We start from the raw sequence: 18,295 nt of genomic DNA on the forward strand, positions 1-18,295 counted from the left end.
CATGAGCGGTATCCGACTGGCGACGCTGACCATCGGTCAGGCGCCGCGTGCCGATATCACGCCGATACTGGAAGCCGCGTTGCCGGAAGGGGTTAGCTGCCGGCATGCGGGCGTACTCGACGGTCTGGCTATCGATGACATTGAACGCCGCTTTGCACCGGTGGCCGGTGAGGCGGTATTGACGTCGCGTCTGCTGGACGGGCAGGCGGTGGTGATGGGCAAAGCGGCGGTGAAACACGCGGTGCAGGACAAGATCGACCAGCTTGAACAGGAGGGCTGCCAGATTATCGCCCTGCTGTGTACCGGCGAGTTTCATGGCCTGACGACTCAAGGTGCCTGGCTTATCGAGCCGGATCACCTTCTGCCGCCGACGCTGGGTGCGCTGGTGGCGGGGCGTCGAGTCGGCGTGATGGTACCGTTGGCGGAACAGGTAAGCAGCGAACAGCAGAAATGGCGCGGGCTGCGGCAGTCGCCGGTCTTTGCCGTCGCCTCGCCCTATACCGCGACGGAACCTGAGATTGCCGATGCCGCCCGTTCATTGCAGCAGCAGGGCGCGGACGTGATCGTCATGGACTGTATGGGATTTACCGGATGGCACCGCGATGCGGCGCACCGGCAGACGAACTTGCCGGTGGTGTTGTCTAACGGGCTGCTGGCGGCGTTGCTCGCTGCCTTGTTGTAAGCGCGCCGCCGGGCGCAGGAGAGAAGTATGGAGCTGTTATTACTCAGTAATTCGTCATTGCCTGACCAACCGTATCTGCAACATGCCGTTGAGCCGATCGGCCAACGGCTCGCCGGCCGGCGTAAGGTGTTGTTTGTGCCGTTCGCCGGGGTGACGCAGTCCTGGGATGCGTATACCGACAAGGTACGGCAGGCGTTGTCCGCGCTTGAGCTGGACATCGTCGGGATCCACACCGTCGACGATCCGCTGGCGGCGGTGCAATCCGCCGAGGCGATTATGGTGGGCGGCGGTAACACCTTTGTGCTGTTGAAACAGTGCCGGGAGCGGCATCTGCTCGGGGCTATCCGTCGTCGGGTGCAGCAGGGCGCGCCATACATCGGCTGGAGTGCGGGGGCCAACCTGGCCTGTCCCTCGATTCGCACCACCAACGACATGCCGATCGCCGATCCCGGCGGGTTTGACGCGCTGGATCTGTTTGCGTGGCAGATCAACCCGCATTTCACCAATGCGCTGCCGGCCGGTCATCAGGGTGAGACGCGCGAACAGCGCATCCGGGAATTATTGTGCGTGGAGCCGGCGCTGAGTGTGATAGGGCTGCCGGAGGGGAACTGGATTCAGGTATCCGGCGAGCACGCTTATCTGGCGGGGCCGAACCCGACATGGCTGTTCCGTGCCGGACAAGCGGCGCAGGCATTGCCGACGGGGCTGTTGACGCTGCGCTGAGGCATGAGCATCACAGCGCTACCGGGTTACGTTTATCGCAGTTTTTTGAGTCGTTGTTTTTGAGTCGTTGTTTTTTGAATCGTTGTTTTTTGAATCGTAGTGTGACGTTACCTTTGCTCCGAAAACCGCCCTTGGCGGGAGTAGCCTCCGGGTTACTGCATGTGGTTCTCTTTTGCCCCGCGGCAAGGATCGTTTCGAGCCGGCGCGGCGCGGAGGGAGTGAGGCGTTAGCCTCTCCTGTGTGAGCTCCTTTCGCGCCCTGCCGGCGAGTACGATGCCGGCGGGGCTTTTTTTTCGCCATCGTTATTCCACCGCATAGCCCGGCAAACTTTCCCGCATTTTTGAGACACCGCGAATGTCCTTATGCCGCGCGCACCAACTTGATGGTATGGGAACACACCGGGTGCTGGAGGGGGCAACCGTAGCCGCCCGTGTGCTCAGGCGTGCAACCCGTGTGCGTGGGAACATGTCTCGGGGTTTCCTCCCCGAGAAAGGGGAGGGAGAACGGATGAAAAAGGGTCAGGCGGCGGAGTCTGAAGGCGTGTGTGCGTCGACGTCATATCGATGGCAGGCCACGCGACGGCCGTCGTCCAGCGTGATATCCGGTACCGGCGATAGGCAACGGGGGCTGGCGCAATCGCAGCGAGCGTAAAACGCGCAGCCCTGATGGCCGGCGGGCGGCATGACGAGGTCGCTGTCCGGTTGCGGCTGGCTGAGTTTTTTATGGCGCGGGCTGTCGGTGGGAATGGCGGAAAACAGCAACCGGGTGTAAGGATGCTTCGGATCCTGATAGACGGTTTCACAGTCGCCGATTTCCACAATGCGCCCCAGATACATCACCGCGATACGGTCGCTGATGTACCGCACTACACTGAGGTCATGCGAGACGAACAGGTAAGTGAGCCCCAACTCGCTTTGCAGTTTTTTCAGCAGATTGAGGATCTGCGCCTGAATGGAGACGTCCAGCGCGGATACCGATTCATCGCAAATGATGATTTCCGGGCGCAGTGCGATGGCGCGGGCGATATTCAGCCGCTGGCGCTGGCCGCCGGAAAATTCGTGCGGGTACTTGTTCAGCGCGCTGTCGTCCAGCCCGATCAGCGCCAGTAATTCGACCACCGCCTGCCGGACTTGCGCCCGCGAGAGCTCAGAGCGGTGAATTTCAAACGGTTCCGACAGCAGCGTACTGACGTTATGGCGCGGATTGAGCGACGAAAACGGATCCTGAAATACCATCTGCAACTGGCGCGTTATCTGCTGCCGGTCGGCACGCTCGCCCTGATGGACATCGCGATCGTGAAAACGTACCTGCCCGGCGCTGGGGCTTAGCAGGCCGATGATCATCCGGGCAGTGGTGGATTTTCCGCAGCCGGATTCCCCAACGATGCCGAGCGTTTCGCCCCGGTACAGGCTGAAGGAGACGTTATCCACCGCCGTGACGGTATGGGTGGCAGTACCCAGCCAGCCGCCGGTGTGGGTGCGGAAGGTTTTTTTCAGCCCGATGACATCCAGGATTTTCTCTTTGCTCATGGGTGTTTCTCTTCAACCAGAAAACAGGCGGCCTGATGCCCGTGGGTCGGCGAAACCAGCGTCGGCGCCGACTGGCGGCACTCCGCTACGGCGTAGGTGCAGCGCGCGGCGAACTGGCAGCCCGGCAGGCGGCGGAACAGATCCGGCGGGTTGCCTTCGATGGGCGTCAGCGGCTGGCCGAGGCGGGTCAGCGTCGGGCGTGAATTCATCAACCCCAGCGTGTAGGGATGTGCAGGCGCGGTGAACAGCGTATCCACGTCGGAATATTCGACGCAGGCGCCGGCGTACATCACCAGTACCCGGTGGCACAGTTCCGCCACCACGCCCAGATCGTGGGTAATCATGATGATGCCGATCCCCAGTGTTTCGTTCAGTTCCCGCAACAGGGCCAGAATTTGCGCCTGAATAGTGACATCCACCGCGGTGGTAGGCTCGTCGGCGATCAACAGGCGCGGTTTGGTGCACAGTGCCATGGCGATCATCACCCGCTGACACATGCCGCCGGACAGCTCGTGCGGGTACTGCTTCATGCGCCGTTCCGGTTCAGTCAGTCGCACTTGCTTGAGCAGCGCGAGCGCTTCCTGAAATGCGTCGGCACGGCTGATGGAGCGATGCGCCCGCAGGGTTTCGATAATCTGCTCGCCAATGGTGTAGCAAGGGTCGAGCGACGACATCGGATCCTGAAAAATCATCGCGATGTCTTTACCGCGCAGGGCACGCATTTGCGCGGCGGACAGCGTTCTCAGGTCGACACCGTCAAACAGAATCCGCGATTGCGCTCCCAGCGCGGCCTGTGCCGGCAGCAAACCCATTACGCTAAGTGCGGTCACGCTCTTGCCGGAGCCGGATTCGCCGACAATCGCCAGAATCTCGCCCGGTTGCAACGACAGGCTCAGGCCGTCGATCACCCGGGCGGCGCGTTTGCCGGTGGTGAAATCGACCGTCAGGTTACGTATCTCCAGCAGCGGCATCATGGTTATTTCCGCCGTTGATCAAATTCGGCTTTGACGTCGGCCAGCAGCGCAGGGTCAGTCATCATTTGCAGTCCGCTGGCGGCCATCACTTTGGCGGCGTCGATCACCGCGCGGTCGCCGGTTGCCGAACCGGCTGCTTTGGCAAACGACAGCGTGTGGGTCGCGCCCGCTTCTTTACCGATGCCGATGTAGGACTGCACCGCCGGTATTTCGTGAGTGACGTTGGCCATATCGGTGGAGCCGATGCCTTGGGTCAGATCGCGCGGAATGTGCGGCACGCCGAAGGCGTCGAAGTGGCTGGCGACCAGCGACACGATGCGTTTGTTATTACGAATTTCTTTGGTGCCAAGGCCGATCTGGGTGATAGCGACTTCGGTATCCGTAGCCAACGCCGCGCCTTTGGCGCAGTTGTGCACTTTTTCGATCACCGTTTTCAGGGTTTCGCCGTCCAGCGCCCGCAGGTTGAACAGCGCTTTGGCGCTGGCCGGGATGATGTTGGAGGCCACGCCGCCTTCGGTGATGATGCCGTTGATTCGGCAGAAATCGCGCACATGCAGGCGCAGGGCGTTGACCGCATTGAACATTTCAATCACCCCGGACAGGGCGTTGCGGCCTTCCCATGGGTAGGCGGCGGCATGCGCCGGGCTGCCGGTGAAGTGATATTCGAAGGTGTAGTTGGCAAAGGAGATGTCGTCGGCCATGGCGGTATCGGATGGGTGCATCAGCATGGCGGCGTCCACCCCGGCGAACAGGCCGGCGTCGATCATGCGGATTTTGCCGATGCCGATCTCCTCGGCGGGCGTGCCGTAGACTTTCACCGTGCCGGACAGGCCGCGCTGCTCCATGATCTGTTTGGTGATGAGGCCCGCGCCGACGCCGGCGGTACCGATGATGTTGTGGCCGCAGGCGTGGCCGATACCCGGCAGCGCGTCATATTCGGACAGATAAGCGATGGTCGGCCCGGCGCCGGTGCTGAATTCCGCCACGAACGAGGTGTCCATGCCGGCGAGCCCGGTGGTGACGGAAAACCCGTATTTGCGCAGCAGCTCGACCAGCGTGGCCTGCGCTTTGGTCTCTTCCAGTCCCAGTTCCGGGTTGGCGTGGATAAAGTGGGCGGCGTTAATCAGGTCGTCGCTCAGGGTCGTTGCGATGGTGTTGATGGAGTCGATCACTCTGGGCCTCATTATTTTTTCAGTTTGGGGTCGAGGGCTTCACGGAACCCGTCGCCCACCAGGTTGAACGCCAGTACGGTAATCAGAATGGCGAACCCGGCGGTGAGGGTCATGGTGGAGTCAATGCGTAAAAATTCCTGGCCGTCGCGCAGCATGTTGCCCCAAGTGGCGGTGGGGGGCTGAATGCCGAGGCCGAGGAAGCTGAGCGCCGCTTCCGACAGAATGGCGCCGGCGATACTCATGGTGCCGTAGACGATCAGCGGTGCGATGGTGTTGGGCAGAATATGGCGGAAGATGATGCGCGCATGCCCGGCACCGAGGGTGCGCACCACATCAATGTAGCTCTCTTTTTTGATCGCCAGCGCCTCGCCGCGGATGATGCGGGCGAAATTGGGGACGTTAACGATGGAGATGGCGATGATCAGGTTGATGATGCCATCGCCTAGCACCGTCATCAGCGCGATGGCCAGCAGCACCGACGGAAACGCGAATAGTGCATCCATTAGCCGCATGATGGCGCTATCCACCCACCCGCCGAAATGACCGGCGACCAGACCGAGTACCGTGCCGAGCAACCCGCCGATGGCGATGGCGACAAAGGCGATGAGGATGGAGATACGCGAGCCGTAGATCAGCCGGCTGAGAATGTCGCGGCCGTAGTTGTCGGTACCGAGCGGCGAACCGGGGGTGCCGAGTTTTTTGAGCGAAAAACCCAGGTTCATCTGGTTCGGGTCGTGCGGTGCCAGCCAAGGCGCCAGCAACGCCATCAGCACGATGGCGATAATCACGATCAGGCCGGCGAGCGCCATACGGTTGCGGCAGAAGCGTTGCAATACGTCCATCAGGCGTCCCCCCGCGGATTATTGAGGCCGATTTTGGGGTTCACCACCACGTACAGCAGATCGACGCAGGTATTGACCACCACGAAGATCAGTGCAGTGAACATAATGGTGCCCTGCACCACCATGAAGTCGCGTTTTTCAATCGAACTGATGATAAGCCGCCCCATACCCGGCCAGGCGAAGATGGTTTCCGTCAGTACCGCACCGCTGAGCAGGGTAGAAATCTGGATGCCCAACACGGTGAGGATCGGGTTGAAGGCGTTGCGAAATGCGTGCTTGCCGATGACGGAAAACTCGGACAGCCCCTTGGCGCGCGCAGTACGGATGTAAGGGGCGTTGATCACTTCCAGCATGGCGGTGCGGGTGATGCGCACGAATGTCGCCATCGGCACGGTGGACAGCGCCACGCCGGGCAGGATCAGGTGGCCCAGCACATCCATAAAACCGTCGTCCCAGTCGCCCATACCGGTGGCGGGCAACCAGGCTAGCCGCACGGAGAACAGCAACACCAGCAGTAGCCCCAGCCAGAACACCGGCATGGATACACCGATCAGCGCAAACAGCACGCTGGCGTAGTCGAACAGGCTGTGCTGGCGCACGGCGGAAATAATGCCTGCCGGGATAGCGACCAGCAGCGCCAGCGTTAACGCAAAACCGCCGAGCAGCAAGGTATTGGGCAGGCGTTCCAGGATCAGGTTAATCACGCTGTCGCCGTAGTAGATGGAATACCCCAGGTCGCCGCGCAGCAGGTCGCGCAGGAACAGCAGATATTGCGTCAGCAGCGAACGGTCGAGCCCCAGTTTGACCCGCAGCTCGTGCACCGCTTCCACGCTGGCCTGCGGGCCGAGCATGATGGTCGCCGGATCGCCCGGAATAATCCGGGTGATCAGGAACACGACCGTCGCCACCAGAAACAGCACTACGATCGTCTGCAGTATGCGATTGGCCAGAAAACGGATCATAGTGTCTGTTCCATCCTTACTTGTTTACCGTGACATGGGTGTCAGGGGTGGCGATGCGCAGCAGGCCGTCGGGCGAAACCTGATACCCTTGCACCTTGCGGCTGACGCCGTTCACGAAGTCTTTCGTCCACAGTTCGACGCGCGGGGAGTCCGCCAGCACTTTCTGTTGAACTTGCTGGTAAAGGGCGCGGCGTTCCTGTTGATCGCTGCTTTTACCCACCGCCGCCGTCAACAGGGTGTCTACATCAGGATTGCTGTAGCCCTGGCCGTTACCGAGCGAACCGATTTGCTTGCTGCTGAACATCTGGTACAGGAAGAAATCCGGATCCGGGTACCAGGACCAGCTCAGGTTGTAGAAGGTCGGCTGGCCTTTGGTAACGGATTCGCTGAATGAACCCCATTCCATACTTTTGATCGACAAATCAATGCCGATGCTCTTGAGCTGCTGCTGCATGATGGTGGCGGCCTTGATGCGATCCGGATCCTGCGGCGTCACCAGCGTGGCCTGGAAGCCGTTGGCGTAACCGGCTTCCGCCATCAGTTTTTTCGCCCCTTCCAGATCCTGCGTCATCGCGGTGCTGTTTGCATCGTCCCAGTAACCCCAGGAGCTTTTCGGCAGCGGTGAGTAGGAGCGTGTGCCGCCTCCCCATTGGAAGATGCCGCTGACGATATCGTTCACGTTGACGGTTTTGAGGATCGCCTGGCGTACGCGCACATCCTTGGTCGGGCCGTCTTTTAAGTTCATGGCGCTGAAGGTGATGTTCATGCCGGGCACCGACAACAGGCGGGTTTTGTCATTGTCCTGCACGGTTTTGCGGTTCGGGCCGTCGATGTTGCTGGCGATGTCGATTTCACCGGTCAGCAGTGCGTTGGTCATCATGTTGAGGTCGGGAATGAATTTCCACACCACCTTGTTGAGCTTGACGTCATGATCGAAATACTTGTCGAAGCGGGCCAGCGAGATTTTCTCGTCCTTATTCCATTCTTTCAGTACGAACGGCCCGGTACCGACCGGATGCAGGCCGAAGCCGTCACCCTGACCGGTGACTTCCTCCTGCGGCACGATGGCGTTGCCGACGTCGGTCAATACCGCCAGGAAGGCTGCATTTGGCTGACTGAGGGTGACTTTTACCTGTGTAGGGGAGAGCACCTGTACGTCCTGAACCATGCGGGCGCGTTTCATCACCGACTCTTTGGCGGAGCGCAGCAGGCTGTAACGCACGTCTTCCGCCGTCATTTTGCGGCCCGGCTGGAATTTGCCCGGCTGGAAGTAAACATCGTCACGCAGCGTGAAGGTGTACTCTTTCAAATCCGGACTGACCTGCCACTGGGCCGCCAGACCGGGAATGATGTTCTTGAGGTCTTTGTCGTAATACACCAGCGTGTTGAAAATGTTCATCATCACGTCGGATTCATAGGTGCCGGTGTATTTGACCGGATCCAGCGTTCTGGGCACCGCTTCCAGACCGATGTTCAGGTTCTGGCTGGCGGCATAGCTGGTGTTGCCCAGAGTCAACAACGTGGTGGAAGCAACCCCGGCGATCAACATCAAAAGACGTTTGTTCATTTAACCTCCCGTGTGGTTAAGGTAGCGAATGTCGTGTCGGTTGCCGACGATGCGGCAGTAGCGATAGCGGGAAATGAACAACGGTATGTGCCGACAGGGGCGCGACACGAGCCGGTAATGGTGCAGTGTGCCGGTGTATCATGACCTGTTTGCAGATACTGGGCTCCATTCCCGCATGTTCCATTTAATGGAACCTTGTTCTATTTTTTATATAGATAAACATAAGGCCGCGAATAAAAATGCGTCAAGACATTTTTACCGGCTTCAGTAACTATTTTATTACTATTCAATTGGTTGCACTGTATTGTGGCGTTTTTTGCACCATTGCTGTGCGCGAGGGGTTATGACAGCGCAAGGTGTGATCGTGGTAACAGAAAATCGAGTGCCGGGGAGCAAATCACGATGGCGTGTTTTCCTATCGGAACCTATTACGTGATATAACCTGCGATCACTGAAAACGCTGGTGTCAGGTGTGATGTGGGGGAGCGAATGTGATCCCCGGTAGGGGCATTTTTCCCTGGCGTTCCTGGTATTTTCCCGCCAGTTTTCCTTGTCACCGGCTAAAGGGACATCGCCTGGCTTCAGGTTCTTATTGATGAGACATGCATGAGCATACTAAATAGCGCGGCGGCCGTATTGCAGTTGATGAGCCGTCTGAAGCGTAGCGTGACGGTCAGCGATGTGGTGGAACACCTCGGTTATCCGAAAAGTACGGCGTCCCGGTTACTCAAACAGTTGTCGGAAACCGGTTTTCTGGATCGTGATAGCCGCACGCTGGCGTATCAGCCCAGCCTGCTGTTGCTTGAAGTGACCTATCTGGTGCGGCACAACTCCAACCTGAGTGATCACATCGAGCAGGTGTTGCAGCGTCTGTGTCAGCAGACCGGACATACTGGCTATATTTCTATGCTCAGCGGCCACGATGTGCTGGTGCTGCGGGTGGTGCCCGGCGTACATGCGCTGCGGGTGATTACCCATCCGGGCACCCGATCGCCCGCTTGGGGAACCTCTACCGGACGCGCGCTGTTGGCGTATCTGCCCGAGAGCGAGCTGGCGCGCCAGTATCGCCCGGTGCTGGCGCCGGAAAAAGCGACGGCCATGTCGTTTGCCGCGCTGGAAGAGAAGGTGAAAGTGATCGCCCAGCGTCAGTGGGCGTCGGCGGTGGATGAATCGGTGCCGGGTGCGGCGTCGGTCAGTTGTGCGGTCAGCGACCCACATAGCGGTGAAACCCTGGCGTTTTGCCTGACATTTCCCTCTTCCATTGCCGATGAGCAGGAGATCGTCAACCTGGCCGAATTGGTCAGCCAGGCCGCCAGGCAGGTGGGCAAAACCGTCGGCGATCCCCGGTGGCTGACGGGAGATTATGTGCCCGAGTAGCTGTTCAGGCTGAATCGGTTGTGCCCATGGTGGCTATTCGGCCTCGGATTTGTTGATCCATTTCTCGGAATGGGGATAGGGCCGGCTGAGCCGGTCGTTTTTTTGGTTAACATTACCCCTTTGGGAAAGACAGGACGATCAACGGAAGATGAAAAAGAAGAGACCCGTACTTCAAGACGTCGCCGACCGTGTGGGCGTCACCAAGATGACGGTCAGCCGTTATCTGCGTGACCCTGCGCTGGTGTCGGCGGCGTTGCAAGGAAAAATTGCCGCTGCGCTGGACGAACTGGGTTATATCCCCAACCGAGCGCCGCATATTCTGGCCAACGATACCAGTCGGGCCATCGGTATTTTGTTGCCGTCACTGACCAACCAGGTGTTCGCCGAAGTGTTGCGCGGCATCGAGCGGGTGACGGAAGCGCGCGGGTATCAGACCATGCTGGCGCACTACGGTTATCTGCCGGAAATGGAAGAGAAGCGCTTGATGTCGCTGCTGTCCTTCCATATCGACGGTCTGATTTTGGCGGAACGTCGGCATACGGCGCGTACCCGTCAGATGATTGCCGTGGCGGGCATTCCGGTGGTGGAGCTGATGGACTCGGTGTCGCCTTGCCTGGATATGGCGGTGGGGTTCGACAACGTCGCTGCCGCCCGGCATATGACGGAACACATGATCGCCAGCGGCCGCCGCCATGTGGTGTATCTGGGCGCGCGACTGGACGAGCGCACGCTGATGAAGCAGCAAGGCTACGAGCAGGCGATGCAGGCGGCGGGGCTGCGTTGCCATAGCGTGATGATCGAAAATCCGTCGTCTTATACCATCGGGGGCGATCTGTTCCGTCGTGCCAGAGTGGAATATCCAGAGATGGACAGCGTGTTTTGTACTAATGACGATTTGGCGATCGGCGCGATGTTTGAGTGTCAACGTCAAGGGATCCGGGTGCCGGAGGAGATCGGTATCGCCGGTTTCCACGGTCACGATATCGGCCAAGTGACGGTTCCGCGATTGACCAGCATACTGACGCCGCGCGAGCGCATCGGCGAAGTCGGGGCGACCCAGCTACTGGCGCGCCTGAACGGCGAAACGGTGGAACACCCGATAGTGGATGTGGGGTTTTCCATTCAACAGGGCGAAAGCCTGTAAGCGGCAGTTCCCGTCCAGTTCGATGCCGGGCGGTGGCGTATCAATAAACAACGGGGCGTTCCTTAGGGAAGCGCCCTGTTATTTTTGAGGCCGGTCATGGCGTTCATGCGCTCCCGTTCTGTGACGGCGCGAAACACCGGCTTATGCCGACTGGTGCGCCTGATACTCCCGCAGTGCGGCCGCGCAGCGTTCCACCACCTGATCCAGTGAACCGTCGATACTGACGCTGAGCACGTCGGCTTCATCGGCTCCCGGCTCTTCCAGCGCGTCGAACTGGCTTTTCAGCAGTTCGGTCGGCATGAAGTGCCCGGCTCGCGCCTGATGACGTTGCAACACCAGCTCGAAGCTGCCATTCAGGTGGATGAATACCATGCCTTCGTTATCGGCGCGCAGCAGGTCGCGATAGCGTTTTTTCAATGCGGAACAGACGATAATGCCGGTTTCGTTTTTGTGATACAGGCTGTAAGCGGCATCGTTCAGGCGTTGCAGCCAGGGCGCGCGATCATCGTCGTTCAATGGCTGGCCGCTGGCCATTTTCTGGATATTGGCGCGCGGGTGCAGGTCGTCCCCATCAATGAATTTTGCGCCGATTCTCTTGGCTAACCCCGCGCCCACGCTAGATTTTCCGCTGCCGGATACACCCATCAGAATAATGCTCTGTCCTGACATAATTTGATCTCTATCGCAAAGTGTGAATTAAGTGCGTCTTACTAGTATCGAATTTTAACATGTTACCGGTATCATGATACCGGTAACATCATGAGTCGTGACGTTCATCACAAGGAAATTTCCCTGAACGCCACGTCCATAACGATCTGTAGCGGGACGTTTCCTATAAGACCGGGATCGCTCGCGAAAGAACAGCAATAAGCTCCTCATCAGACCTCTGTTTCCCAACGGCGGGCGGTGAGTCATTACCGGAGAACGTTATGCCATTAGTTATTGTCGCAGTGGGCGTCGCACTGCTGCTGGTGCTGATGATTCGCTTCAAACTGAACGGTTTCATCGCCCTGATTCTGGTCGCGCTGGCGGTCGGTGTCATGCAAGGGATGCCGGTCAACAAGGTTATTGCCTCCATCAAGAGCGGTGTTGGCGGAACCTTGGGCAGCCTGGCGCTGATCATGGGCTTCGGCGCCATGCTGGGGAAAATGCTAGCCGACTGCGGCGGCGCCCAGCGTATTGCCACCACGCTGATCGACCGTTTCGGCCGTAAACATATTCAGTGGGCGATTGTACTGACCGGGTTCACCGTCGGTTTCGCCCTGTTCTATGAAGTGGGATTCGTGCTGCTGCTGCCGCTGGTGTTCAGTATCGTGGCTTCCGCCCGTATTCCACTGCTGTACGCCGGGGTGCCGATGGCCGCTGCGCTATCCGTCACCCACGGTTTCCTGCCGCCGCATCCGGGGCCGACCGCCATCGCCTCCCTGTTCCATGCCGATATGGGGAAAACCCTGCTGTACGGTACGCTGCTGGGGATCCCGACGGTAATTCTGGCCGGCCCGGTCTACGCTCGCTTCCTGAAGAAGATCGACAAGCCGGTGCCAGAAGGGTTGTATAACCCGAAACAATTCACCGAAGAGGAAATGCCGAGCTTTAGCATCAGCGTGTTTACCGCGCTGGTGCCGGTACTGCTGATGGCGCTGCGCGCCGTGGCGGAAATGGTGCTGCCGAAAGGCCATGCCTTCCTGGCTTACGCCGAGTTCTTCGGCGACCCGGTGATGGCTACCCTGATCGCGGTGCTGATCGCCATCTTCACCTTCGGGTTGAACCGCGGCCGCTCGATGGATGAAGTGATGTCCACCATTACCGACTCCATCAAAATCATTGCCATGATGCTGCTGATTCTCGGCGGCGGCGGCGCCTTTAAACAGGTACTGGTGGACAGCGGCGTGGATAAATACATCGCCGGGATGATGCACGACAGCGGTGTTTCTCCGCTGTTGTTGGGCTGGCTGATCGCCGCCGTGCTGCGTCTGGCGCTGGGTTCCGCCACTGTGGCGGCGCTGACCGCCGGCGGCATCGTCGCGCCGATTATCGCCACCAGCGGCGTCAGTCCGGAGCTGATGGTGATTGCCGTCGGTTCCGGCAGCGTGATCTTCTCTCACGTTAACGACCCCGGTTTCTGGCTGTTCAAGGAGTATTTCAACCTGACCATCGGCGAAACGCTGAAGTCCTGGTCGGCGTTGGAAACCATCATCGCCGTGTGCGGCCTGATCGGCTGTCTGCTGTTAGGTATGGTGGTGTAATCGGGCATGACCGGAAGTGACACGCCGCCTTCTCAATGAAGGCGGCGTTGATGTCCACATCTTTCTGGCCGTCAGCATTATCCCCGCACTTGGCGGGGAACCGCTATAACTTCAGATAGGCCCGAATGCCATCCAGAAACATTTGGGTGGAAATCATCACCAGTACCAATCCCATCAAACGCTCCAGCGCGTTGACGCCTTTGTCTCCCAGCAGTCGCAGAAACAGGTTCGACAACAGCAATACCGTGATCGTAATCGCCCAGGCGATGAACAGCGCCAGCGTCAGGTGCGGTAACTGATTGGGATACTGGTGGGAGAGCAGCATCAACGCCGCCAGAATCGACGGCCCGGCCACCATCGGGATCGCCAGCGGCACCAGAAAAGGTTCGTCTCCGGCGGGCAAACCGCTGGTAAAGCCTTCCTGCGAGGGGAAAATCATGCGAATGGCGATCAGGAACAGTACGATGCCGCCGGAGATGGAGACGGTTTCCGTGCGCAGGTTCAGGAACGCCAGGATCTTTTCCCCCGCGAACAGAAACACCAGCATCACGGCCAATGCGATAATCATCTCGCGAATCAGTACCCTACGTCGCCGTTTAGGATCCAGGTGCTTCAGCACGGACATGAATATCGGCAGGTTGCCGAGAGGATCCATAATCAGTAGCAACAGTACGGTTGCCGAAATCATTTCCGTCATGATGGGGGTGCGCTCCTATTAGGCTTACTGCTGAAAAGGCCCGTGGCATCGAATAAATTCACTTGCGACTTCTGATACATTTTGTAAGGTTGAACGTCATCACTTTAAAGTATGTTTACTGTCGGCAACGGCAGTCAGGCTTCATTTTCGTCACCTCCAGGCAGGACAGTTACCATGAAAAATGTTGGTTTTATCGGCTGGCGCGGTATGGTCGGTTCAGTGCTCATGCAGCGTATGGTGGAAGAGCGCGATTTCGATCTCATTCGCCCGGTATTTTTCTCCACCTCTCAGCACGGTCAGCCGGCGCCGACGCTGGGCGGGCACCAGGGCGTGCTGCATGATGCCTACAATCTTGAGGCGTTACGCGCGCTGGATATCATCATTACCTGTCAGGGTGGCGATTATACCAACGAAATTTACCCGAAGCTGCGTGAAAGTGGCTGGCAGGGGTACTGGATCGACGCAGCATCGTCTCTGCGTATGAAAGATGACGCGATTATCATCCTCGACCCAGTAAACCTCGGCGTGATCAAGTCCGGTCTGGATAACGGCATCAAAACCTTTGTCGGCGGCAATTGCACCGTCAGCTTGATGCTGATGTCGCTGGGCGGTCTGTTCGCCAACGATCTGGTGGAGTGGGCGTCCGTCGCTACCTATCAGGCGGCTTCCGGCGCCGGTGCGCGCAACATGCGCGAACTGCTGGTACAGATGGGGCAGTTGAACGCCGAGGTCGCGAGCGAGCTCAGCGATCCGGCTTCCGCGATTCTGGATATCGAACGTAAGGTGACGGCGCTGTCACGCGGCGGTCTGGCGGTGGAAAACTTCGGCGTTCCACTGGCGGGCAGCCTGATCCCCTGGATCGACAAACAACTGGAAAACGGCCAGAGCCGCGAAGAGTGGAAAGGCCAGGCGGAAACCAACAAGATTCTGAACACCGCCAGCACCATTCCCGTCGACGGTCTGTGCGTTCGTATCGGCGCGCTGCGCTGCCACAGCCAGGCGTTTACGCTGAAATTGAAGAAAGACGTGTCGATTCCGGAAATCGAGCAGATGCTGGCGACCCACAATGACTGGGTGAAAGTGGTGCCGAATGACCGTGAAATCACCATGCGCGAACTGACCCCTGCTGCGGTGACAGGCACGCTGTCTACCCCGGTGGGCCGTCTGCGTAAACTGAATATGGGGCCGCAGTATCTGTCGGCGTTCACCGTGGGCGACCAACTGTTGTGGGGCGCGGCTGAACCGCTACGCCGTATGTTGCGCATCCTGTTGTAACAAATATTGTGTGTCGCTAATGGCGCGGCTCGTAAGGGCGGCGCCATTTTTTTTATCGCAATGCCGTTATCGCCGTTGCGGATCAAAATACATGTTCGGTTTGCCAGCTGACCCTACCTGCCAGTTGTTCTTCGATTTGCGATGCATTATGGGGTTCGATAAATGCCGGGATGACGGTGTGCGCATGGGTCAGATTTGCCAGCATCAACTGATCCGACAAACGGGGATGCACATTCCACGGTAGCCAGCGCGCTCGCCCGGCTTGTAGCATCATCATGGCGGGCGAGCTATAGGGAATTTGCCCGCTGAAGATGAAATGGAAGCGATCAGCCTGGGAGCGTAGCGCGGCGGATAGCCCGCTGCTGGCGGTGCCGTCGCTACAGATGATCACGTCGTCCGGGCGGTAGGGCCGGGCGCTTTGGTGCGACAGCAGGTGATGAAGGTGCTGTCGTAGGTAGGGAATTTGGCTGTCGATGAGCAGGCTGATTTCCTGCTGAACCTGTGAACACAGACGCGGCACGACGCCGTATTCCATCAGGTAGAGCGCCATATCCGGCGCGCGTCCCCAGCCGGGAACGCCAATCAGCGCACCGTCGCGGCAGGCCTGCAGCATGATGGCTTTTTGCTCCGCCAGTGACTGGGCGCGGTCGCCGTAGGAGGCATCCGTAATCAGCAATGCGGCTTCTGGCGGCAGGTCGAACGGAAACAGCGAGGATTCTGTGCTCCAGTCGCCGGTGTAGGTCAGGCCGCCGCCCGCGACGACATGCATCCAGATACCGCCGGGGGAGTGACCGCTACGCCCAGTGATCATCAATACCGGCCCGATTTCACAGCGGCCATGTTCCGGCAGGATACGGCGATCCTCCTCGGCTACCCATGTCGCTGGAATTTGCCGCCAGACCCGCTCGGTGGCGTACACCGGCGGATAACCCCACGCTTCGCGCAGTATCAGGCCGCCGCAGTGATCGATATGCGCATGGCTCAGACAGATGGCGTCCGGCGGAGGTAATTCACCGATATCGGGAAGCTGCCCTGGCCGCGGTCCCTCTCCCAGATCCAACATTAAACGGAAGCCGTCGACTTCTACCATGAATGCGGCGGGACTTTTTCCCCCCACTCCGCTGACGGCGATCAGGGTTGGCATAATGTGTCTCCTTTCACGATGGCATAACTCCACCTGGCGTGTGCCGGTCAATAATAAAATAACGCTCAGGGGGCATACTGATGTCGACAGTTGTCCGGTTTTGTTCACTGTGCGGCGATGCCTCCCGGTATAGGAAAGATAATCAGCGATGCAACGATGTTAACCTGTGAGAAAGCCGACAGAATCCGGTATTTCTGCGGGCGACATGGTAATAAGCCAGCATCATATGTCGTTCTGAGACACTATCGGCCAACATCTTCCGCAGATTATCGGCAGCGAGTGGCAGAAGGTTGATGAAATTGTTCTCAGGACAGCCCGGACGGGGTGCGGCATAATGTCGAGCGAGCGCTAACCAGACAAGGGCGCGGGTTTCTTTTTTGCGAGGGGTGTGATGCAACGACTGACAATCTCCATGGACGATCAACTGGCCGCCGATTTTGATGACCTGATGGCGCGCAAAGGGTACGCCAACCGCTCGGAAGCGTTCCGCGATATGCTGCGTCGCGAGTTGGGTGAAATGACGGTGGCGTCGGATCGCAATGGCGAGTGCGTAGCGGTACTGAGCTATGTCTACGACCACCACGAGCGTCAATTGTCCAGCCGGCTGGCGGGCATGCAGCACGATCATCACAGCCTGACCGTTTCCACCATGCATACCCATCTGAGCCATGACGAGTGCGTGGAGACGGTGATTCTGCGCGGCCAAACCTGGCAGGTGGAACAGTTCGCCGAGCAGGTGATCGCCGAGACGGGCGTGCGCCACGGCAGGTTGAACCTGATCCCGCTATACCTCGAATAAAACCGCGCCGCTGCGGGGCGACTTCATACGATGAACGGCAAAGCCGCCGGGCGCCGGCTCGGGGTACGGTCAGCCAAAGCGTGAAGGATATCTTTAGACGTTTTGTGACGAATGCACGTCCTGTTATTACCCCAGATCAAGGAAGTATGAAGTTTTATAAAAACTTCATACGAAAGGGTTAACCGTTATCCGGCTATTTGTTATAAGTCGGCAGGAATTCCCCTCTTCCTTCAGATTTTGTTGCATCTTTCTCCTGCGGGCAGAGGCCCGTGCCGCATCAGGCACAGCGCGATCGCGCCGTTTGCCGTTCCCTGATGTCATCTGTCCCGGACGGATTGCCGCGATCTCGAATGTATCGCTATTCGACAGAAAGGATATTCGTGTGAGTCAGCTTGCCATCGAGAATGACCAGCCGTTGCTGGATGACGTTCAACGCTACTGGAGCGGCCGCGCCGCCGACTACAGCCAGATCAATATTGGCGAGCTGGCAAACGCCAAACGCGCCGTCTGGTTGGCGAAGATGCTCGAACAGGCGCCGAAAAAAGCGGTGTTGCGGGTGTTGGATATCGGCACCGGGCCGGGTTTTTTCGCGGTGACGCTGGCGCTGGCAGGGCATCGTGTGACGGCGGTGGACGTCACGGAAGCGATGCTCGATCAAGCACGCGCCAACGCCGCGCATTATCGGACGACGATCGATTTTGTGCACAGCGATGTGCATGAATTGCCGTTTGCGGACAACGACTTCGATCTGGTGGTTTCCCGCAACGTGACCTGGAATCTGACCGATCCGCAACGGGCTTATCAGGAGTGGCGGCGAGTATTGGCGCCGGGCGGGCGACTGATCAACTTTGACGCTAACTGGTATCTGCAACTGTTTGATGTATCCAGCCGGCGCGGTTATCTGGCGGATCGCGCCAATGCCCGCGAGCAGGGGCTGGACGATCACTACGTCAATACCGACACCCGGGCGATGGAGGCTATCGCCCGGCAATTACCGCTCAGCCGGGAACAACGCCCGGCATGGGATTCAGCCGCGCTGCTGGCATGTGGTTTTCGCCGGATTTGGCTGGAAACTGACGTCGGCGACGCGCTGTGGGACGAAACGGAGAAAGTGAATTACGCCTCGACGCCGATGTTCATGGTCTGTGCTGAAAAATAGGGA

General features: G+C 58.8%; 17 protein-coding genes. 8 read left to right on the forward strand and 9 right to left on the reverse strand.

Translation table 11 applies throughout. The annotated features are described in order from the left end of the window. Position 1: 1 nt before the first annotated feature. Complete coding sequence (locus HEP82_RS01585; RefSeq protein ID WP_192456483.1) at positions 2 to 682, forward strand: AroM family protein; 681 nt, start codon at positions 2 to 4, stop codon at positions 680 to 682. Positions 683 to 709: 27 nt separating this feature from the next. Further along, a complete protein-coding gene (pepE, locus tag HEP82_RS01590) occupies positions 710 to 1,405 on the forward strand; it encodes a dipeptidase PepE (RefSeq protein WP_192456484.1) in 696 nt (231 codons plus the stop codon). A gap of 518 nt (positions 1,406 to 1,923) precedes the next feature. Here pepE and HEP82_RS01595 read toward each other — a convergent pair. Genes HEP82_RS01595 through HEP82_RS01620 form a run of 6 tightly spaced genes read right to left on the reverse strand, consistent with a single transcriptional unit; the run spans position 1,924 to position 8,451 of the window. Next, positions 1,924 to 2,934: an ABC transporter ATP-binding protein gene (locus HEP82_RS01595; RefSeq protein ID WP_192456485.1), complete on the reverse strand. Its 1,011-nt coding sequence runs from the start codon at positions 2,932 to 2,934 to the stop codon at positions 1,924 to 1,926. Beyond that, positions 2,931 to 3,908 carry an ABC transporter ATP-binding protein gene (locus HEP82_RS01600; RefSeq protein WP_192456486.1) on the reverse strand — a complete coding sequence of 326 codons (978 nt, stop codon included), beginning with the start codon at positions 3,906 to 3,908 and terminating at the stop codon, positions 2,931 to 2,933. Before HEP82_RS01600 ends, HEP82_RS01595 begins: the two co-directional genes overlap by 4 nt. 2 nt (positions 3,909 to 3,910) lie before the next feature. Beyond that, complete coding sequence (locus tag HEP82_RS01605) at positions 3,911 to 5,092, reverse strand: M20 family metallopeptidase (protein WP_225622254.1); 1,182 nt, start codon at positions 5,090 to 5,092, stop codon at positions 3,911 to 3,913. Then, positions 5,092 to 5,922 (reverse strand): ABC transporter permease, encoded by an 831-nt coding sequence (locus HEP82_RS01610; RefSeq protein ID WP_012763901.1) that lies wholly within the window; start codon positions 5,920 to 5,922, stop codon positions 5,092 to 5,094. Before HEP82_RS01610 ends, HEP82_RS01605 begins: the two co-directional genes overlap by 1 nt. After that, positions 5,922 to 6,884 (reverse strand): ABC transporter permease, encoded by a 963-nt coding sequence (locus tag HEP82_RS01615; protein ID WP_012763902.1) that lies wholly within the window; start codon positions 6,882 to 6,884, stop codon positions 5,922 to 5,924. The genes HEP82_RS01610 and HEP82_RS01615 overlap by 1 nt, the downstream gene beginning before the upstream one ends. Before the next feature lie 16 nt (positions 6,885 to 6,900). Next, on the reverse strand, positions 6,901 to 8,451 hold the full coding sequence (locus HEP82_RS01620; RefSeq protein ID WP_192456487.1) for an ABC transporter substrate-binding protein: 1,551 nt from the start codon (positions 8,449 to 8,451) through the stop codon (positions 6,901 to 6,903). Positions 8,452 to 9,057: 606 nt separating this feature from the next. Here HEP82_RS01620 and HEP82_RS01625 point away from each other — a divergent pair. Both HEP82_RS01625 and gntR read left to right on the forward strand, forming a co-directional pair. Continuing rightward, complete coding sequence (locus HEP82_RS01625) at positions 9,058 to 9,828, forward strand: IclR family transcriptional regulator (RefSeq protein ID WP_192456488.1); 771 nt, start codon at positions 9,058 to 9,060, stop codon at positions 9,826 to 9,828. Positions 9,829 to 9,976: 148 nt separating this feature from the next. Continuing rightward, positions 9,977 to 10,972 carry a gluconate operon transcriptional repressor GntR gene (gntR, locus tag HEP82_RS01630; RefSeq protein ID WP_192456489.1) on the forward strand — a complete coding sequence of 332 codons (996 nt, stop codon included), beginning with the start codon at positions 9,977 to 9,979 and terminating at the stop codon, positions 10,970 to 10,972. A 141-nt stretch (positions 10,973 to 11,113) separates the two neighbouring features. On the opposite strand, the gene HEP82_RS01635 is transcribed toward gntR, so the two are convergent. Next, entirely contained in the window at positions 11,114 to 11,641 is a 528-nt protein-coding gene (locus HEP82_RS01635; protein WP_192456490.1) for a gluconokinase, read from the reverse strand. Between the two features lie 260 nt (positions 11,642 to 11,901). Here HEP82_RS01635 and gntT point away from each other — a divergent pair, with 260 nt between their 5' ends. Beyond that, positions 11,902 to 13,218, forward strand: coding sequence for a gluconate transporter (gntT, locus tag HEP82_RS01640; RefSeq protein WP_192456491.1), 1,317 nt, complete (start codon positions 11,902 to 11,904; stop codon positions 13,216 to 13,218). 103 nt (positions 13,219 to 13,321) lie between these two features. On the opposite strand, the gene HEP82_RS01645 is transcribed toward gntT, so the two are convergent. After that, entirely contained in the window at positions 13,322 to 13,915 is a 594-nt protein-coding gene (locus tag HEP82_RS01645) for a YhgN family NAAT transporter (protein WP_192456492.1), read from the reverse strand. Between the two features lie 174 nt (positions 13,916 to 14,089). Between HEP82_RS01645 and asd the strand changes: the two genes are divergently transcribed. Continuing rightward, positions 14,090 to 15,190: an aspartate-semialdehyde dehydrogenase gene (gene asd / locus HEP82_RS01650; RefSeq protein ID WP_012763909.1), complete on the forward strand. Its 1,101-nt coding sequence runs from the start codon at positions 14,090 to 14,092 to the stop codon at positions 15,188 to 15,190. An 82-nt stretch (positions 15,191 to 15,272) separates the two neighbouring features. Here asd and HEP82_RS01655 read toward each other — a convergent pair whose 3' ends face one another. Beyond that, the gene (locus HEP82_RS01655; RefSeq protein ID WP_192456493.1) at positions 15,273 to 16,334 is read right to left on the reverse strand and encodes an MBL fold metallo-hydrolase; all 1,062 of its coding nucleotides are present in this window, start codon (positions 16,332 to 16,334) and stop codon (positions 15,273 to 15,275) included. A gap of 391 nt (positions 16,335 to 16,725) precedes the next feature. Between HEP82_RS01655 and nikR the strand changes: the two genes are divergently transcribed. Both nikR and HEP82_RS01665 read left to right on the forward strand, forming a co-directional pair. Beyond that, a complete protein-coding gene (gene nikR / locus HEP82_RS01660; RefSeq protein ID WP_012763911.1) occupies positions 16,726 to 17,133 on the forward strand; it encodes a nickel-responsive transcriptional regulator NikR in 408 nt (135 codons plus the stop codon). A gap of 382 nt (positions 17,134 to 17,515) precedes the next feature. Beyond that, positions 17,516 to 18,292, forward strand: coding sequence for a class I SAM-dependent methyltransferase (locus HEP82_RS01665; RefSeq protein WP_192456494.1), 777 nt, complete (start codon positions 17,516 to 17,518; stop codon positions 18,290 to 18,292). Positions 18,293 to 18,295: the final 3 nt, after the last annotated feature.

The organism is Musicola keenii, from assembly GCF_014855505.1.
GTDB lineage: Bacteria > Pseudomonadota > Gammaproteobacteria > Enterobacterales > Enterobacteriaceae > Musicola > Musicola paradisiaca.